Origin of the sequence: Kothea flammea, from assembly GCF_052161645.1 — a bacterium.
GTDB lineage: Bacteria > Planctomycetota > Planctomycetia > Pirellulales > Pirellulaceae > Laterigemmans.
On sequence record NZ_CP197414.1, the window covers coordinates 3091118 to 3107870 of the forward strand.

Below are 16753 nucleotides of genomic sequence, written 5' to 3' on the forward strand. Positions count from 1 at the left end.
GCCGATTGGCAGATAGCCTAACGAGCGGGAAGGCGAGCGTCCACGCCGTTGGCGAGCGAAAACCGACTCACCGCCTGATTTACTCCACTTGCTTGTCACTGTTGCAGCGACTGCGTGATTTAGGCAATTCGGGCGAATTTGGTGCCAATCAGCCCAAACTGGCCCGGGTGCCGGTCAATCAGGCAAGCAATAATCATGGTAAGCTGTTAGCGGCCAGGAGCTCAGCGAAATGTGCCGCCGAGCGGGGGAATGAATGGTCAGGCTGGCATGCGATTTTCAGCTTCTGGGTGTTTCCAGCAAGCACTATTACACTAATGCGCGCAGTCGTTCCCCACTAATTTTTTGGTCTCAACCTCAGCTAGCTTTCGGGAAGGAACTAACATGTCGGCGATTCAATCTTTGATCGACGCGGGAACCAAGCTTTATCTTGACTCGGTCGATCCAGAAGAGATCACCAAAAACCTCGCCTGGGGGGCGGTCGGAGCCACATCGAATCCGGCAATCATTAGCGAAATCATCGCTCGCGGAGCACTCGATTCGCGGATTGAGTCGCTGCTTGACGAGGGAAAGACAGACGAGGAAATTGCCTGGGCGTTGACCGATCATTTGGTTTCCGAGGCGGAACGGAGATTCTTGAGCGGCTGGATGGAAACCAATGGCAATGCGGGCTGGGTCAGTTTCGAGCTCGATCCGCTGCTGGAGGATCCCGCGATGGGGTTTTCCGATGCCGAGCGAACTGCACGGTACATTGAACTGGGCAAATTTTGGAGTGATGGGCACTCGAATCGGATGATCAAGGTGCCGGCGACACCCGCAGGGATTGCCGCGCTGGAAGGTTTGGCCGCCGCCGGCGTGCCTCTGAACGTGACCCTGATTTTTACATCAGATCAATATCGGCAAGCACGGGAAGCGATTTGGCGGGGCGCCCAGCAGCTTGACTTGATGACCGACTTTAAAAGCGTTTACAGTATTTTTGTCTCGCGGATCGACGTCTACACGGCTGCCGAAGTGCCTCAACTGTCGGCCGCGGCCCAGGGCCAAGTCGGGATTGTGAATGCCAAGCAAATCTGGGCCGAAAACACGGAATTCTGGGCCGACAAACCAACCCGTTTGCAGCAAGAAATTATCTTCGCCAGCACGGGCACCAAGGATCCCAACGAGCCGCCTTGGAAATATGTGGCCGCGCTGGCTGGGGCCGATATTCAAACCAATCCGCCGCAGACAAATCAGGCAGTCGCCGATAGCGATTTGCAATTCGACAAGCAGGTTGATCGATTGCCGCCAGCGGAAGTGCTGGCGGAGATTCACGAGAAAGTCGACGTCGCCGCCATGCACGAACAGTTGATGGCGGAGGGAGTTGACAAGTTTGTCAAACCGCAAAGAGCGCTGCTCGACTCGATCAAAGAAAAACGCCGCGTCTTGGCATCGTCCTGAGAGGTCAAAGTTGTGGGGAAATGATCCTCAAACCGGCTGCCTGATAGCGGGCGTTAAAGTCGGCGATGAACGCCAGCGGGTCATCCAGCGGCAGTTGAATCGGCCCCGTCGCGCGTCCTTGGCAAACCACCAGCGCTGACCTCGGCAGGGGACGTGGCGGACTGCTCGAAACCGTCTCGGGAGCGGGCATCTCGGGAGCGGGCATCTCGGGAGCGGGCATCTCGGGAGCGGGCATCTCGGGAGCGGGCATCTCGGTGTTGGTGGGATCAATCAACAGGGCCGGTCTCTCCCGGGGGCAGGTCTCTTTCCAGCGGGCCGTTAGCAAGTGGTTTCTGGGGACGGGGGTTAGGTGGCCCAGTCTAAACCGGTCACGCTGTGTAAACGTTTTTCGTAATTGCCGATCAAGCCACCGACCAAGTCCCAGCCGTGTTGCTTGCGGAGCTCAATTTCGCCGTGTCGATTGACCCGTAAGATAGAGTCTCCATTTACACCAGCTCGGTGTAGTTCGGCAACGTCAATTTCCCCATCGTTAATCAAGTCCAGCAAGGACCTGCCGGTGAGTTCGATAAATCCCAAGTTATCCATTAGCTCATGGCTCCGCGAATGATGTGTGGGAATACCCCGTGGCCCTCATTCTAACTCCCCGACGCTAATTTGCGCTGCCTCGCATCTTGGCGATCAGCTGTTTAACCAATGGGGGGGCGATTTCACCGTTACGTCCGCCAACGCAAACGCAACCGCGCACGCCCACCTGCTTTACCCCCAACTCAACAAGCTTGGAGATGTCTTCAGCCGCCAATGACCCAGCCAGCACCAAGTTTAATTTCAAGGCTTGGCATTGAGCTAACAACTTGGTCAATCGCTGCTGGCCAAGGATCTCGACTGAGGAGCGACCCGTTTTGCTGAAGGTATCGAGTAAGACTGTGTTGGCGGAAAACTGGCCGGCAGCCGTTAGAATCGTCTCCGGCGAAAGGCAATCGGCTTGTTTCCAGTCGGCGTAAGCGACGGGAACCAGTTCGGTATTTTGCTTTAGAATGCCAGCTAACGTATGCCATAAGTCAATCAATTGGGCGGTTTGGCAAATACCTGCGGGCCCCGCTTTGGCAAAGCGAAATTGCGGGGGCACATGGGATGCCAAAGGTATCGCCGCAGTCGCCTCGCCCAAAGCGGCTGACCACCGGCCGCGGAAGGGAACGTTTGCCAAGCAGCTTTGCCAAATCTCGGGTTGGCAGGCCCCCAAGGCACCGGCGGCTGGTTCTTTCAGGTCAATCACATCGACCCCTGATTCCGCCGCAATGCGGGCCTCTTGCACGGAGCGTACACTGACAAGTAGACCCAGCACACGTTGATCGTTCCCCCACAGCGGGCGAAGCGAGTCGACTTGTCCATCAGTGGTGCAGTCAGTAGTGCCAGTGTTGCCGCCGGTATTGGTAACGTTGTGACTCGAGCGAGCCTCCTGATCGGAACCAGCTGGGGGCATGATGTTTTTTTCTTTCTCGATGGGGCATCCTCAATGGCCGTAATCTGCGATCATGCACGTTGGCAAGGAGGTTATCGCGTGCTCAACTTGGTTTGAAAACCGGGCAGAGAACCTTACCGCATCCTGATTTCGCAATAATTTTAAAAACGCAATAAATTTTGAACCGTGCAATACGAAACCATTCGAACACCTGCCGAGTTAGCTCAATTTCTTGATTCGATTGCCGCTGCTCCTCGCGTCGCCTTCGACACTGAATTTGTCTCCGAAGACCGTTTTCGTCCCGAACTGTGCTTGATCCAGGTTGCCAGCGGTGGCCAATTGGCCGTGATTGACCCCTACGAAGTGGGCGATACGACTCCGTTCTGGGATTTCATTGCCACACCGGGACGCGTGGTTTTGGCGCATGCGGCGCGGGAAGAAACGCGGTTTTGCTATCGCTTTACTGAACGTCCGATCGCCGGATTGTTTGACGTCCAGTTGGCGGCTGGGTTTGTTGGTTGGGAATATCCCATTTCGCTGGGGAACCTTGTCAACCGAGCCTTAGGCAAAACCTTACCCAAGGGGGAAACCCGCACGAATTGGCGCACGCGACCGCTTACCCCGCAGCAATTACAGTACGCGCTGCATGATGTGACGGAGCTCGAGGAGATTCACACTTTGTTGGAACAGGAAGTCGTGAACCTGGGGCGCGAGCAGTGGCTTTCTGAGGAAGTTGCGGCAATGCAAAGCAGCGTCATTGATTTGGAGTCAGCCCAGCGTTGGCGTCGCGTCAGCGGGGCCAACGGATTGCCGGCCAGGCAGTTGGAGATTGTGCGACGTTTATGGTTATGGAGGGAATCGCGGGCTCGCGAACTCGATCAACCTCCGCGACGCATCTTACGAGATGATTTGATCGTGGAATTGGCAAAGCGACAATCCTCACAAATCGAACGGATCAAAGGGTTGCGGGGAATGGAGCGCCGAGGCTTGATCTCGCAGTACCCGGCCATCGGTCAAGCGATTGAACATGCTTTGCGGACGCCCGAAGACGAACTTCCCCAACGTCCCTTCGGAAGTCGCAAGCAGGTGTCACCGATGCTCAGTCAATTCCTTTCGACAGCGATGGCCTGCATGTCGCGTCAGCATCGTGTCGCCCCTTCGATTGTGGGCAATAGCGATGACGTGCGAGAGTTGTTGATTTACGAACTCGAACAGCAACCCGACGATGTCGAGCGGCATGATGCTGATCTGCCCACGTTGCTTCGCGGTTGGCGGGGCGATGTCGTCGGTCGCTCGTTCCGTGATCTGTTGGCTGGTCGAACCGCGATCCGGATTAATGATCGCCGCGCTGAACAGCCATTGGAGTTTGTCGCCGCGGGTGAACCGGCGACGACAAACAAGGATGCGAGCGGCTCTGCGGTCGCCGAATAGCGATCGCAGTTAGTCACCTGCGATCGCAGGTGCCCGCTGCTAGCGATCGCAGGTGCCCGCTGCCAGCGATCGCAGGTGCCCGCTGCCAGCGATCGCAATTGCCCGCTGCTAGCGATCGTTTACGGGGTCGTCACTGCGACGGCTTACCCGCTGGCTGCCCAGCTCCAAATACCGCGTCGCCTCTTCGGCAACCAGCAGCGTATCGCCGCAAGTGACCTCTGCGCGGAAGCGGTGGTGGCCTGGTTTCTCGGCTTTGGCGAACACTTTCAACCGCAGCGATTTACCCGCCTCCAGCGTAGCGACCTCATTAAATTTCACTTGCCCGGGTTCGATAGTTCCCGTGGCACCTTCGATGCGAATCGGTTCGATATCGTGGCTGAATTGGGCCAGCAAGCTGACTTGGTCGGCCGCCTTGCTGCCGCGGTTGAGAATGGTAATTTCATACACCACTTCCTCGCCCACCGGTGCTGGTGCGACGGGATCATCGATCGTCAGCACCAGGTCCGCGAGGGCTTCGACGCGGGTGTCAAATTCAACGGTGGTCACGCCGGCGGCCGAACCACGGCAGCTGAACTGGAGACGATGCTGGCCCGTCTGTTGCATTTGACAGCGGAAGACAAAATCAACAGTTTGACCAGGCTCCAGGCTGGCGATCTGCCACTGGATTTGATTCCTCGCTACCGTGGCCGTTTCGAGTCCAGAGAGATACTTCAGGCCGCTCGGTAACTCCAGCAACGCCTGGGCGTTCGTGCAGACCGCGTTCCCGGTGTTGCTGATCTGTAAGCGATATTCGGCCATTGCATCTTGATATTTGACCGGCGGGCCAGTTAGCACCGCTTGCAGTTTTGCCGACACCACTTTGATCAGTTTGATTTCTTCTTGCTTGAGATTGAGGTCAGCGGTTGCCAGCCCATGAATCTGCAAGTCTTCCAAATCTCGCGCGGTTAACTCGACTTCGAACTTGGCTTCTTTGCCCGGCTCAATTTCGGTTACGCGTTGAGTTTGCGGAGTTGCCGAATTCGGGCTGAGGGTAAAGACAACGTTGCTAGCTGGTCCATTGCCCGGATTCAGCACTCGCACCGTGTATGTTTCCGAAGTACCGTAGGTGATTTGTTCGGGACCATCGATGATCAATTGTAACGCTGGCTCTCGCACGCTGATGCGAGCTTTATTCGACTGGGGCACTACGGCCCATTCGACATCAACATCAAACTGTTTGGCTTCCTGAGCGACCAGCTGCAGCGATAGCTTTTCCACTTGTCCGGCAGCTAAGCCTTCCACGACCCATAGCAATTGCCGTTCTTTGGCGTCATCTTGGCGAACGATTTCACCCCGTGATGGCACAATGTTCTGCAGCTGAATCCAAGTCGGCAACTTGACTTGAATCGCAGCGCCGGGGGCCGCCATCGAGCCCAGGTTTTCAACGCTGATCTCGTAGCCGCTCGCGTGACGAACCGGAATATCCGCTGGCCCTCGAGTGACGACTCGCAAGCCGGGAATTTCTGAGCTGACGTTGACCGGTGAGGAATTTACCGCGGTGTCGGTTTTGGCTGTCCCTCGGCTTTCAAGGCTGGGGGTGACGCCTAAATCATTGACCACGGCCGGCCCGCTTAAGGGTTGGTCGTTGGTTGGCAGTTGCCTCGCTGTGGCAGAGCCAAGTGGATTGTTTTCGACGAGCGGGGTGTCTTCGACGAGCGGGTTATTTTCGGCGGGGGGGGGATTTCCGACGGGGGGAGCCGCTGCGGTAGTGGTTGCTGCGGTTGCCGCCGGAGTTCCAAACTGGGGCGCCGACAAGTTTGGCAGGGTCGGTTGTTGCGCGACGCTCCGCCGACTGCTGCCGGGGCTGTTCTGGGCCACACTGTCAGTGCTCGCTGGGTTTGCTGGTCGCCACTCAATCGGTGCTGAATCGACGCGATTTGCCGTGGTGTTTGGATTAGCGGCTGGCTTGGCGGTTGACTTGATGGGAGCTTGTGGGGTTGCCGAGGCAACGCGTGCTTCCGGATTGCTTTCGGCGACTTCATTTGCAGCCAGTTCTTCTTCGGCTGGTTGCTGAGCTGGCGCCTGCTGAGCTATTTCCCGTTTAGATTCTGCGGGAGGAAGTTGGCCGGAAGTGGGCGGGAGGGAACGCCGCGTGACACTCGGTTCGGGAGTGGCTGTCGCAATGTTTGCTTCGCGTGGGCGACGTGAGCTGGATGCCTCTCCATACATATTGTCTGCGCCGTCGAGAGCTGGCATGTTGTCGATGTCGATATCGAGCGGCTCGACGCTGCGTCGACGACTGCGCCGGCTGCTTTCGGTTTCGCTGAGCGGTTGGAACGTTGACGTGTTCAGTTCGCTAACTGGGCGCGCTGTCGGTACCTCGCTGGTTCCCGGCGCTGTCCTGCGGCTGGCCCTCGCTTCGGCTTGCGAGCGGGGGACTGGAATTGGCGAGGCGGTCGGTGGCGCCGTCGAACGCTGTGTTACTGGTGTGCGCCGAGTGACTGGTGGACGCTGAGTGACTCTCGCGGAACCACTGCCGGGGTCATTCAGTGGGCTGGCATCGCGGGCCGCGGTGGCCGGGCTGGGACTATGATAGGGAACGCCGGTCCAGTCGGCTGGCTCGCTGGGACCGACCGCTTCGATGACTCGGCGACCGTCATCTTTTTTGGCAGGTCGCGTTCGACTTGAGCTTGGCCCGGAATTGAATATCCTGCCTAAAATTCCACGTCCCGGCGAATTATCGACGACTTGTCGAATCTGCCCCGCGGATCGCTCACTGTCGGCTGGTCCGCGGGCAACTGCCCGGGTAACCTCGTCACCATGCTGTTGCCGAGCTGCTTGCTGCCGAGCCGCATTAGGCGAGCTGGACCGTTGGGCACAGACGGGGAGAGGCAGCGAAACTGCCGTGGAAATTAAGATTAACAGTCCGAATCTGACCGCGTTCATCGCTGGCCTCGTTTTGTGTGAACACTATGCTACGATCGAGAGTATCGGAAGTTCCGGCTGGGTAAATTGAAACAATTCATGCGATTAATTGGCTTGCGCCGATTATTCATAAATCGCTAGCAATTTTTGAACGAGAAAGAGATACATGAACAAGCGAATGGAACAGATTCAAGCGATGTTGGTGGACGATCCGAGCGACACCTTTCTCCGCTACAGTCTGGCGATGGAACAGGGCAAAATGGGTGCCCATGAGGAGAGCTTGCAAGGGCTGGCCGGATTGACGCGTGACACTCCTCCCTACGTGCCGGCTTTTTTCATGGCCGCTCAACAATTGGTTGATTTGGATCGCGTCAACGAAGCCCGCGGGTTTCTTCGCGAGGGAATCGAAGAGGCTCGTCAGCAGAATGACCATCACGCCGCAGCGGAGATGAGCGAGTACTTGGCGATGTTGGGTGAGCATGGCGAGTGAGAAAACTGAGGCGTTGGTCCTGCGAGTCATTGAATTCAGTGAAACCAGTTTGATCGTGACGCTGATGACGCGGGACTTTGGCAAAACTTCCGCGGTGGCCAAAGGGGCACGGCGGCCGAAAAGTGCTTTTGAAGGCGCACTTGACTTGCTGGCAGTTTGTCGCGTACTGATCATTCAAAAATCGGGCGACATGCTCGACCTGTTGACCGAGGCAAAACTGGAACGCCGTTTTCGCGCTGGCCAACGTGACCTGCGACGGTTGTATGCGGGTTATTATTTGGCGGAACTACTGCGAGAACTGACCGACCAACATGATCCCTCGCCCGCTCTGTACGATCTGGCGACTGAAACCCTAATAGCACTTGATGGCGACACGGAAGTCGACGCATGCTTACTGCGATTCGAATTGCAAATGCTTCGCATTATCGGCCACCTGCCGGTGATCGACTCCTGCGCCGTTTGTGGAGAGGCATCGGCCGGGCTGTTGCCCGATTTATCGGTGCGAAACAGCCGGGTTCCGTTCGGTTGGCAAGCGGGCGGGGTGGTCTGCGCGGCTTGCCGCCCATCCACGCGGGGCATTGTGATGATGCGCAGCCAGGCTTTCGAGTGGCTGCGCGACGCGATCGCGGAGCCTGCTGGGGAGGCGAGTTCGCTCGAGCTGCCCAGCGAAATTCGAGGCGAAATGCGTGGTGTCATGAATCAATACTTAACGCACCTGATCGGCTCACCGCTGAAGCTGAAACCTTATATTTCAGCCACCAACACCTAAGCGGGCAAGCTGCCCCGCTATCGATTCAGGTCATTCCACGGAATAGGAATTTGAAGATGGCCCTCCGCTGTAGCATGCTTCTCACTTTGGTCTTGGCGGCAGGTTGCCAGAGTTGGTCACCCAGCAGCAATGCGGGAGATCCGCTCACCCCAACCCTGCCGGGCGAGACAGCCTTGCGAACCGGGTTTGCCAAGACGGGACGCTTTCTGACTGGTAAGGAACAACTCGATCAAGATCGAGCCAAGCAATTGTATCGCGAGGCCGATCAGCTGTTTCGCACAGCCTCGGATCTCCCTCGTAACGATGCCAGGGGCACGTTTGTCAAAGCTGCGAAGCGATTCCTCAAAGCTGCCGAGGCTGCTCCCGGCCCCGCCCTGCAGCAAGACGCCCTCTACATGGCTGGCGAAAGTTACTTCTTTGCCGACGAATTACAGGATGCGGAAAACGCATATAAAACGTTGCAAAATGAACATCCTCGTTCGCGCCACTCCGAGAGTGTTTCCAAGCGTGTCTTTGCCATCGGTAAGTACTGGATTGACGCCGGGATTGCCCGCGAGGGAAGCGTGATCCCCGTCAATTTTTCCGACGCCAGCCGTCCCTGGATCGATACCGGTGGGCACGGGATTCGGGTGCTCGACCAGCTGCGATACGACGACCCCACCGGTACGTTGGCTGATGACGCAACCATGGCTACCGCCGTAGAATACATGCGCCAAGAAAACTGGTTCGAGGCTGATCAACTGTTTAATGACTTGCGTGACGTATTTTCGGATAGCGATCACCAATTCAACGCTCATAAATTCGGAGTGCGTTGCAAGTTGGAAATGTATGCCGGCCCCAATTATAGCGGGCTGGCGCTCGATGAGGCTGAGAAATTAATTGAGCGGACGCGACGACTGTTCCCGCAAGAGTTGGCGAAGCCAGAAAACCAAGAGTTTTTTGATAATGCGGAAAACATCGTCGTATTCAAGCAGGCTGAAAAACTTTGGACCCGAGCGTTGTATCGAGAGAAGCAAGGATATTACGGCGGCGCCCAGGAATATCTGCAGCAGATCTTAGACAAATATCCCACTACCCCGTTTGCCAGCGACGCTCGCGAGCACTTACAACGTAACGCGGAAAAGCCACCCACACCGCCGCAACGTTTGGCGTTTTTGGCCAAGCTGTTTCCGAATGGTCAGCCGCAAAAACCGCTGGTCGGTGCCGATGGCAGCATGTTGCGGTAACTTGGTGATACTACAAGTTGTTTCCAGCTAGTTCTTTAGCCCAATTAGGTACTTGCAATGGAGTGTGCCCTGCCGCCCAAGCCCGTTGCTGCTGGCTCAGCGGTCGGCTCCTTCCATAAACCTAGCAGCTCCCGATATCCGCATTCACCAAGCTTGGCAGTGCTGGCTAGCTGGGGCTGTCTGCTCGTCGCATTATTGGTGACTGGTTGTGCCGGGTACCAGTTTGGGCCGCGAGCAATGTTTCGTCCTGATATTCGCACGGTGCACGTGCCGATCGTTCGGAATGAAACATTTCGGCATGATTTGGGAGTGCGGATGAGCGAGGCAATCGTCCGCCGCATTCAAGATCGAACGCCTTACATTGTGACGGGTGATCCGAATGCCGACAGCGTGCTGACCTGCCGCTTCGTCAGCGCTGGAAAACAAGGTTTGACCGAGACTGAGACCGACGAATTACGGGCCTTTGACGTGACGATATCTGTCGATGCCAGCTGGGTTGGGCGCAACGGTGCGGTGTTGATGGAGAATCGGTTTCTACCGACTGGAAACCTAGCGTTAACTTTTGGCCAACAAACGCGGGTGGTGCCCGAAGCGGGGCAGTCCTTCGAAGTCGAAGTGCAAGCTGCGATCGATGATCTGGCCGACCGCATCGTGGCGCAAATGGAAGCCCGCTGGTAGCCGCGAAGCCTGAGGCCGTTAACCCTTCCGCTGTTTGGCCACGCGGGCCACCGCCTGCTCGTAATGATGCCGGGCCGCTCGACCACTGATCGTTCTTCGGCTCAATAAATCTGCCGCGATCAATTCCACTGCCAGCCAAGTATCAGCCACATCCAACAACGACTCGACCTTATCGAGCCAACGTTTTTCCAACCGTTCGGCTTGCTTGACGCTGGCCGCTCGCGAGCAGATCAGGGCCCGCACCTGACGTAAATCAGCCGCCGCACCTGCCCAGCAATACCGACCCGAAATTCGACCTTCGGCGGCCGCCCCCGCCAATAGAATCAGCCCCTCGGACTCCAGCCAATCCTTTGGCGGTTTGTTGGAACCCTTCTTCAATTCACACTGTCCCAATCGCGTCAGCTTGGGCAAAATGCTGACCCGTTGGACCAGACGCCCCATCAACAAGGCGACGACGGCGTGCCCCGCTTCATGGTAGGCCGTTAAGGTGTCAGCAACGCTGGGGCTATCAGTCTGCGGGCCGTCAGTCTGCGGGCCGTCAGTCTGCGGGCCGTGCGCATCCATCTGATGAATCCACGTGGATGGTCGAATACCAAGCAACTACTTTTCGCCTTCCGATGGCTCTACGGCCGTCGGTTCCGCGGGCTGAGCGGCGGGCGCATTAGCGGGGGCGGGGCTTTCCGCTTCTGCTTCAACGCCTGCGTCACCTGTTGGCTCCACTGCTTTCTCATCCTCTGGCGTTACGGGTGCGACAGCGGTTTCCAGCACCGGAAATTCGCTGGTTGTCATTAAGCCACGGTCGACAACCCAAACGTTACGAAAACGTACCGGGTCGGAATGGTTTTGCAAGAACGTGGGCAACAAATTAGGCTCTTCAGCTTTTCCTGCTCCGGTTGGTCCGGGAATACTGACGTTGTCGTGGACTTTGACGCCATTCAGCCAGGAGGTCACATGAGCATCCCGCAATTTGGAACCATCGGCAGCCCAGCGAGGCGCCGTGAACTGGACATCATAAGTCTGCCAAACCAATGGTGGTAAGCACATGTTAATGTCTGGTGCTTTAAAGCGATACAACGCGCCACAGCCGTTGAAAACTATATCTTGCGCGAACGAGTCCAAAATTTGGCACTCATAGCGGCTCATTAAATAGATACCACTATTTCCCCGGGATTGGCCCGCCGACAAGGGCATGTAAGGCAAGCGAAATTCGACGTGCAAGTTAAAGTCTTGCAGCATTGGCTTAAGCGTGGAGCCTTGTGTTAGCAACCCATCTTCAGTCATCTCGCCACTGGTGAATTGCTCGGTACCGCTGCCATCGAAGAGCACGATTGCGCCGTCCGGAGAGGCGGCTCCCAAGGTGGGGCTGACGCGCTCGACGCGTTCCAGCCTTCCCAGTCGCTCACCGTTGCGGGCAATAATCTGGCAACCATTTTGTTCGACAATGATTGCCCAGGGGCCACCGGAGAGGACCAGGAAATCGCCCGCTCGCCGCCCCAGCAGCTTAGTCGGTCCCGGCTGATGATTTGCTTGCCCGGGTAACCCGCCCATGAAGGTTACCGCTTCGAAGTTTTCACCACCAACGCAGCGCAGCTGTAGGGCCAACGGCACATACTGATTCTCGCCCTCGGCCGATTTGATTGGACCCACAAACTCGCCTTGCAGGGCGTAGCTGGGGTCATTTTCTGGCGGTTCAGTCAGCGCGATTTTGGCCGGTGGGTCTTGGCCGTGGGCCGACGCGGCCCCAACCAGTGCGACACCAAAACAAAAACTTCGGAACATCAGTACAGCGGCACGCATTCGACAATACCTTGCGGGGGTAACTGCCGCATTCAGTGGCAGCCGCCAATTCGCGTGGTGCCGGATACTGCCTGCGGCCGGAATCATCTCGGGAGTGTGACTTTGATTACCAGGCTTAGCTTAGTTCGAGCGTAGGGTAACCGCAATCTCGCCAAGATGATTCGCGCTTATCGGCGTTCGAAGCCCGCTGGCTATTCCACTCGTCGCTCAAAATCGTCGGCTAGTAGGCCATCGCTGAGGAGTTTGTCGATTGCCGGTTGATTCTGCTCCGCTTCGTCGTTGGGATGGTCGATCCACTGTTGGCAGTCAGTGAGCCCAGTACTGAGTTGGTCGCTGTTCACGGAAGAGTAAGCGAGTTGGCTAAAAAACTGATCACGATAAGAGTTCCTGGAGGGTTGCTCCGCGATTGAAAACTCTGAGGCCTGACCAGCATTCAAGACGTTAGTGCGGTCATTGGGTAACGCTAGCATGGCACCAGTTGGTCCACCCAAATTGGAAAATCCACCTCCGCTGCCGCCAGTACCAAGCCCGTCTCCGGCGTTCCCACCAGGAATTGCTGCAGCACTTCCCGAGACGAAGTTATCACTGATAACATCCAACCAGCCAATGCTGGCCCAAGTGGTCCATTTCTCACTGAAGAAACCTGTTCCCGTCGAACTCGATACGTAGACCGAACCGTTCGGGTGTCGCATCGAGAGGTCATCGCTGCCGTCGCCGTTAAAATCCCCCGCGGAAATATCGGCCCAGGCAACATCCGCCCAGACGGCCCATTTTTCATTCACAAAATTAGTGCCACTGGAGCGAGCAACGTAAACACTTCCGTTGGGATGCCGCATCGTTAGATCGGCTATTCCATCCCCGTTAAAGTCAGCGGATTTGACATCAAGCCAACCAATGTCAGCCCATACAGTCCAAACTTCATTCACAAAGCCCGTTCCCGTGGAACGAGCGACATAGACGGTTCCGTTTGGATGTCGCAGGGCGAGATCGGTTCGGCCGTCTCCGGTAAAGTCAGCAGCCTGAACGTCGTTCCAAGCTACCGTCCCCGAACTAAGCCATTTTTCGTTAACAAAGCCGGAACCGGTGGACCGCGCAACGTAAATCGAACCATTGGGGTGTCGCATTGTCAAATCATCTAAACCGTCTCCATCAAAATCGCCAACTTTGACATCAACCCAAGCAACATCTGCCCAAGTGGACCATTTGGACGTGGAAAAGGCGTTCCCATCCGCAATGGCAACGTAAATGCGCCCATCCGGATGACGCGTCACCACGTCGTCCACGCCATCCCCGTTAAAGTCACCAGCGAGCACGTCTGTCCAAGCGACGTCAGCCCAAGTAGACCATTTTTCCGTGTTAAAACTATTGCCGCTGGAGCGGGCAACATAGACGCTTCCGTTCGGATGGCGAGCGAGTAGATCGGCTCGATTATCTCCAGTGAAATCGCCACTTTGCACATCGTTCCAGGCAACGTCGGCCCAAGTCGTCCATTTCTCATTGGTAAAGCTGCTGCCCGTTGAGCGGGAAACATAGATTGTTCCGTTGGGATGGCGCATCGTCAGGTCGGTCAGCGGAATACCGGCATTAATGACCCAAGGTTCGTTCCCTGTGCCATCTGACGCGCTGAAAAACAGACTTCCGTTGGCAACCGCTAGGCCGTCAATGTTTGCGTTCGCGCCAGCGGCAGATTGATTAATGTCGCTGACTAGAACAGTTCCAGCACTTGTACCATCACTTTTCCATAGTTCTTCCCCAACAGTACCATCGTTGGCAGTGAAATAGACCTCGCCGTTGAAACCAGTCATGTAATATGGGTAACTGCCATAGTTGCCTCCTGTCGAAGCAGGCTTGATATCCTTCACCAGCATCGTCCCCGCCTCGGTTCCGTCCGATTTCCAGAGTTCAAATCCAGTGCTCCCGTCGCTGGCTGAAAAATACAAGGTGCCGTTGACGTCGGTCAAGTTACTGGGGTACGACCCGAGCTCGTTATCGGGAGTATCAGTGTTGGGGTTAATGTTTTTAACCAGCAGGGTTCCTGCCGCTGTGCCGTCGCTTTTCCAAAGCTCACTCCCAAATTCGTCCGTGGAAACGCTGCCAAAGATAAGGTTTCCAGAGCGAACGATTTCCGAGGGTGTGATATAGCCAAATGGCACTGTCCCAAAGTCTTTGAGGAGAACCGTTCCCGCAGTCGTACCATCGCTGCTCCAAAATTGTGGAGTGTCGTCAGCGTTAAATGGAGTGCCGTCGCTGCCACTGCCGAGTGCGCCAAAGTAGATCTTTCCGTTCAGTTCCGCGAAGTCTTGGTAGTACCCTGCCGAAGGGTAGGAACCAGCGGGGCCCGGTTCAATATCTTTGACCAATACCGTGCCCGCAGTCGTACCATCGCTGGACCAAAGCTCTTTGCCGTTCGCGCCATTGTTGGCCGCAAATAGCACATTCGAGCCGAAGGCGTACAGTCCGCCCGGGTATGAGCTGTCATCGCCGGGGTTGATATCCTTCACCATCGTCGGCGTGCCGAAGTTTTCCGACTTCCATAATTCAACCCCGGAGGTCGCGTTGCCCATCGGAAAGAATAGCGTGTTGCCAACTGCGGCATAGGAAAAGGCTGTCGAGTCGTACAAACTCTCGGGAGATGAGCCGACCCCGAAATCATGGACCATGATCGTCCCCCCCGTGGTCCCGTCGCTCTTCCAAAACTCCGATCGATCATCTGAGGCGGCTACGGTGGGGCCCCGGTCGAGGAACGCAATCGCAATCGTATTATTAGCGATATCCAAGCCCAAAATCTCACCGTTCACACTGCCGTTGGCAAGATCCTTTACTAGTTCCGTCCCCCCCGTAGTTCCATCGGTTTTCCAAAGCTCAGTTTGCTGCGCGACGAAATAGGTATCTCCGTTATAAGCTAAGAAACTCGCCGGATCGGATCCGCCCGGATCGTCGGCAATGTTGAGTAATAACTGAGGTGAGGCAGCTAATAATTGACGATTTTCCAATAGCTCTATCCTTAGCCCACGGCGACTTATTTTCATCCGTCCAGCACGGGGGAAAGATCGAGAAATAGGTTGGCGTCGTGAGGAACGGTGGGGCAGCATTGGTGGGAGCTCGCTGGCAATGGGACGGGGCAAATACAAAGCTTCGCGATAATCGTTATAATCGAATCTACCGCTCCTTCAAGGCAAGTTCGGTACCAATTTTGAGCGTTTTTAGCAAAATAAGTACTTAGCCACGAACTGCATGCCTGCTGTCGGGTGTGATGCAGCTAAGCACGTAGCGGGGTTATGTTCTGTCGAGGCGACCCTTAGTAGGAAAAAGACAAAGCTGGCAAAATCGATTTTCAAGTACGTGATGTTTCAAAGCGCCCCCCTAGTTCTTGTTTGCAAACATTCGGAGATTACCAATAGTGAATGCTAATGATAGGCAGCCAACGGATGCTTCGCTCCGAGAGGTGCGTTTCGAACATTCAAGCGAATTTATTGGGTTGTTAAAACAAGCGGGAGTCAGCCTGTTGGTGACAACTTATCAGGCAAACAAACTCGTGGTCATCGGGCAACATGCTGGGGAGTTGCAATTGTCTTTCCATAATTTTGAGCGGGCGATGGGACTCGCAGTCCAGCAGGATAAGATCGCGATCGGTGGGAGGGCTGAGGTTTGGTATTTGAATTCCACACCGGATGTTGTCGCGCAATGGGGACCAAATGCGTCGCATGATGCTTGTTTCTTGACGAGGACTGCTTTCTTTACCGAGGAAATCCATGGCCATGAGTTGGCTTGGTGTAATGATCAATTATGGATAGTAAATACTAGGTTTTCATGCCTCTGTACTCTTGAGTCGCCTTATAGTTTTGTGCCTCGCTGGCGTCCCAGCTTTATTACAAAACTAGCCGCCGAGGATCGCTGTCACTTGAACGGGTTAGCCGTGGTGGATAATCGACCGAAGTATGTCACCGCCATGGCTGAGTCAGATACTGCTGCCGGTTGGCGCTCTTCGAAAGCGACTACTGGCTGCCTGTTGGACGTCGAGACTGGCGAAACTGTGGCGAGGGGGTTCGCGATGCCACATTCTCCTCGAGTTCATCAGGCACAGCTCTGGGTACTCGATTCTGGTCGGGGAGCATTGACGAATCTGGAACCAAATTCAGGGAAAGCAACAATTGTTAGTAGGCAGCCGGGATACACGAGAGGCTTGGACTTCTGCGGGCCTTTCGCTTTTATCGGCTTATCTCGAATTCGCGAAACCTCTACATTTGATGGAATTCCGATCGCTGAGAACCGAGAGAACTTAAAGTGTGGCGTGGCAATTGTGGACTGGCGAACGGGCCAACATCTCGCTCATTTTGAATTTCTCAGCGGGGTTGAAGAGATTTTTGATGTTCGCGTTGTCGCGACGGCTGCCAATCCCTACATCGCTGGGCCGAAAGCTATGGAGGAAGGGGGTAAGTCAATTTGGTTTGCTCCCGCTTCACCCGTGCCGACGCGCATTGGCGATGAGCCCTTTGTTGCGGCACAGCCACCAGCCCTTTGAGAAATTTTTTTGCCAAGTATAAATAGACGTTTGGATGGTTATT

14 protein-coding genes are annotated in these 16753 nt (G+C 55.8%); 7 read left to right on the plus strand and 7 right to left on the minus strand.

Annotated elements, in window-relative coordinates:
- Window positions 1-381: 381 nt before the first annotated feature.
- Window positions 382-1434, plus strand: coding sequence for a transaldolase family protein (locus tag SH139x_RS11830; protein WP_488355418.1), 1053 nt, complete (start codon window positions 382-384; stop codon window positions 1432-1434).
- A 4-nt stretch (window positions 1435-1438) separates the two neighbouring features.
- Here SH139x_RS11830 and SH139x_RS11835 read toward each other — a convergent pair whose 3' ends face one another.
- The 3 genes from SH139x_RS11835 to SH139x_RS11845 all read right to left on the minus strand — a co-directional run bounded on the left by SH139x_RS11835 (window position 1439) and on the right by SH139x_RS11845 (window position 2914).
- Window positions 1439-1708: a hypothetical protein gene (locus SH139x_RS11835; protein WP_488355419.1), complete on the minus strand. Its 270-nt coding sequence runs from the start codon at window positions 1706-1708 to the stop codon at window positions 1439-1441.
- A 71-nt stretch (window positions 1709-1779) separates the two neighbouring features.
- The gene (locus SH139x_RS11840; protein ID WP_488355420.1) at window positions 1780-2019 is read right to left on the minus strand and encodes a hypothetical protein; all 240 of its coding nucleotides are present in this window, start codon (window positions 2017-2019) and stop codon (window positions 1780-1782) included.
- Window positions 2020-2083: 64 nt separating this feature from the next.
- Window positions 2084-2914 (minus strand): (5-formylfuran-3-yl)methyl phosphate synthase, encoded by an 831-nt coding sequence (locus SH139x_RS11845; RefSeq protein WP_488355421.1) that lies wholly within the window; start codon window positions 2912-2914, stop codon window positions 2084-2086.
- 165 nt (window positions 2915-3079) lie between these two features.
- On the opposite strand from SH139x_RS11845, the gene SH139x_RS11850 reads away from it, so the two are divergent.
- Entirely contained in the window at window positions 3080-4324 is a 1245-nt protein-coding gene (locus SH139x_RS11850) for a ribonuclease D (protein ID WP_488355422.1), read from the plus strand.
- A gap of 108 nt (window positions 4325-4432) precedes the next feature.
- Here the strand turns inward: SH139x_RS11850 and SH139x_RS11855 are convergent, their stop codons facing one another.
- Window positions 4433-7249 carry a COG1361 family protein gene (locus SH139x_RS11855; protein ID WP_488355423.1) on the minus strand — a complete coding sequence of 939 codons (2817 nt, stop codon included), beginning with the start codon at window positions 7247-7249 and terminating at the stop codon, window positions 4433-4435.
- A 145-nt stretch (window positions 7250-7394) separates the two neighbouring features.
- Between SH139x_RS11855 and SH139x_RS11860 the strand changes: the two genes are divergently transcribed.
- From SH139x_RS11860 to lptE, 4 genes are all read left to right on the plus strand, one after another.
- Window positions 7395-7718: a hypothetical protein gene (locus tag SH139x_RS11860; protein ID WP_488355424.1), complete on the plus strand. Its 324-nt coding sequence runs from the start codon at window positions 7395-7397 to the stop codon at window positions 7716-7718.
- On the plus strand, window positions 7708-8487 hold the full coding sequence (recO, locus tag SH139x_RS11865) for a DNA repair protein RecO (RefSeq protein ID WP_488355425.1): 780 nt from the start codon (window positions 7708-7710) through the stop codon (window positions 8485-8487). The genes SH139x_RS11860 and recO overlap by 11 nt, the downstream gene beginning before the upstream one ends.
- Before the next feature lie 56 nt (window positions 8488-8543).
- On the plus strand, window positions 8544-9713 hold the full coding sequence (locus tag SH139x_RS11870; RefSeq protein ID WP_488355426.1) for a tetratricopeptide repeat protein: 1170 nt from the start codon (window positions 8544-8546) through the stop codon (window positions 9711-9713).
- Between the two features lie 237 nt (window positions 9714-9950).
- On the plus strand, window positions 9951-10391 hold the full coding sequence (gene lptE / locus SH139x_RS11875; RefSeq protein WP_488355427.1) for an LPS assembly lipoprotein LptE: 441 nt from the start codon (window positions 9951-9953) through the stop codon (window positions 10389-10391).
- 18 nt (window positions 10392-10409) lie between these two features.
- Here lptE and SH139x_RS11880 read toward each other — a convergent pair whose 3' ends face one another.
- From SH139x_RS11880 to SH139x_RS11890, 3 genes are all read right to left on the minus strand, one after another.
- Window positions 10410-10955, minus strand: coding sequence for a hypothetical protein (locus tag SH139x_RS11880; RefSeq protein WP_488355428.1), 546 nt, complete (start codon window positions 10953-10955; stop codon window positions 10410-10412).
- Window positions 10956-10991: 36 nt separating this feature from the next.
- A complete protein-coding gene (locus SH139x_RS11885) occupies window positions 10992-12188 on the minus strand; it encodes a 3-keto-disaccharide hydrolase (RefSeq protein WP_488355429.1) in 1197 nt (398 codons plus the stop codon).
- A 191-nt stretch (window positions 12189-12379) separates the two neighbouring features.
- A complete protein-coding gene (locus SH139x_RS11890; protein ID WP_488355430.1) occupies window positions 12380-15217 on the minus strand; it encodes an ELWxxDGT repeat protein in 2838 nt (945 codons plus the stop codon).
- A 371-nt stretch (window positions 15218-15588) separates the two neighbouring features.
- On the opposite strand from SH139x_RS11890, the gene SH139x_RS11895 reads away from it, so the two are divergent.
- On the plus strand, window positions 15589-16710 hold the full coding sequence (locus SH139x_RS11895) for a TIGR03032 family protein (RefSeq protein ID WP_488355431.1): 1122 nt from the start codon (window positions 15589-15591) through the stop codon (window positions 16708-16710).
- Window positions 16711-16753 lie beyond the last annotated feature (43 nt).

What these genes read in the sequence shown, in the direction of transcription:
- SH139x_RS11880 (WP_488355428.1), bottom strand. Translation starts at nt 10,955, where the DNA reads ATGGATGCGCACGGCCCGCAGACTGACGGCCCGCAGACTGACGGCCCG.
- SH139x_RS11860 (WP_488355424.1), top strand. Translation starts at nt 7,395, where the DNA reads ATGAACAAGCGAATGGAACAGATTCAAGCGATGTTGGTGGACGATCCG.
- SH139x_RS11830 (WP_488355418.1), top strand. Translation starts at nt 382, where the DNA reads ATGTCGGCGATTCAATCTTTGATCGACGCGGGAACCAAGCTTTATCTT.
- SH139x_RS11890 (WP_488355430.1), bottom strand. Translation starts at nt 15,217, where the DNA reads ATGAAAATAAGTCGCCGTGGGCTAAGGATAGAGCTATTGGAAAATCGT.
- SH139x_RS11855 (WP_488355423.1), bottom strand. Translation starts at nt 7,249, where the DNA reads ATGAACGCGGTCAGATTCGGACTGTTAATCTTAATTTCCACGGCAGTT.
- SH139x_RS11845 (WP_488355421.1), bottom strand. Translation starts at nt 2,914, where the DNA reads ATGCCCCCAGCTGGTTCCGATCAGGAGGCTCGCTCGAGTCACAACGTT.
- SH139x_RS11885 (WP_488355429.1), bottom strand. Translation starts at nt 12,188, where the DNA reads ATGCGTGCCGCTGTACTGATGTTCCGAAGTTTTTGTTTTGGTGTCGCA.
- SH139x_RS11870 (WP_488355426.1), top strand. Translation starts at nt 8,544, where the DNA reads ATGGCCCTCCGCTGTAGCATGCTTCTCACTTTGGTCTTGGCGGCAGGT.
- lptE (WP_488355427.1), top strand. Translation starts at nt 9,951, where the DNA reads ATGTTTCGTCCTGATATTCGCACGGTGCACGTGCCGATCGTTCGGAAT.
- SH139x_RS11840 (WP_488355420.1), bottom strand. Translation starts at nt 2,019, where the DNA reads ATGGATAACTTGGGATTTATCGAACTCACCGGCAGGTCCTTGCTGGAC.
- recO (WP_488355425.1), top strand. Translation starts at nt 7,708, where the DNA reads ATGGCGAGTGAGAAAACTGAGGCGTTGGTCCTGCGAGTCATTGAATTC.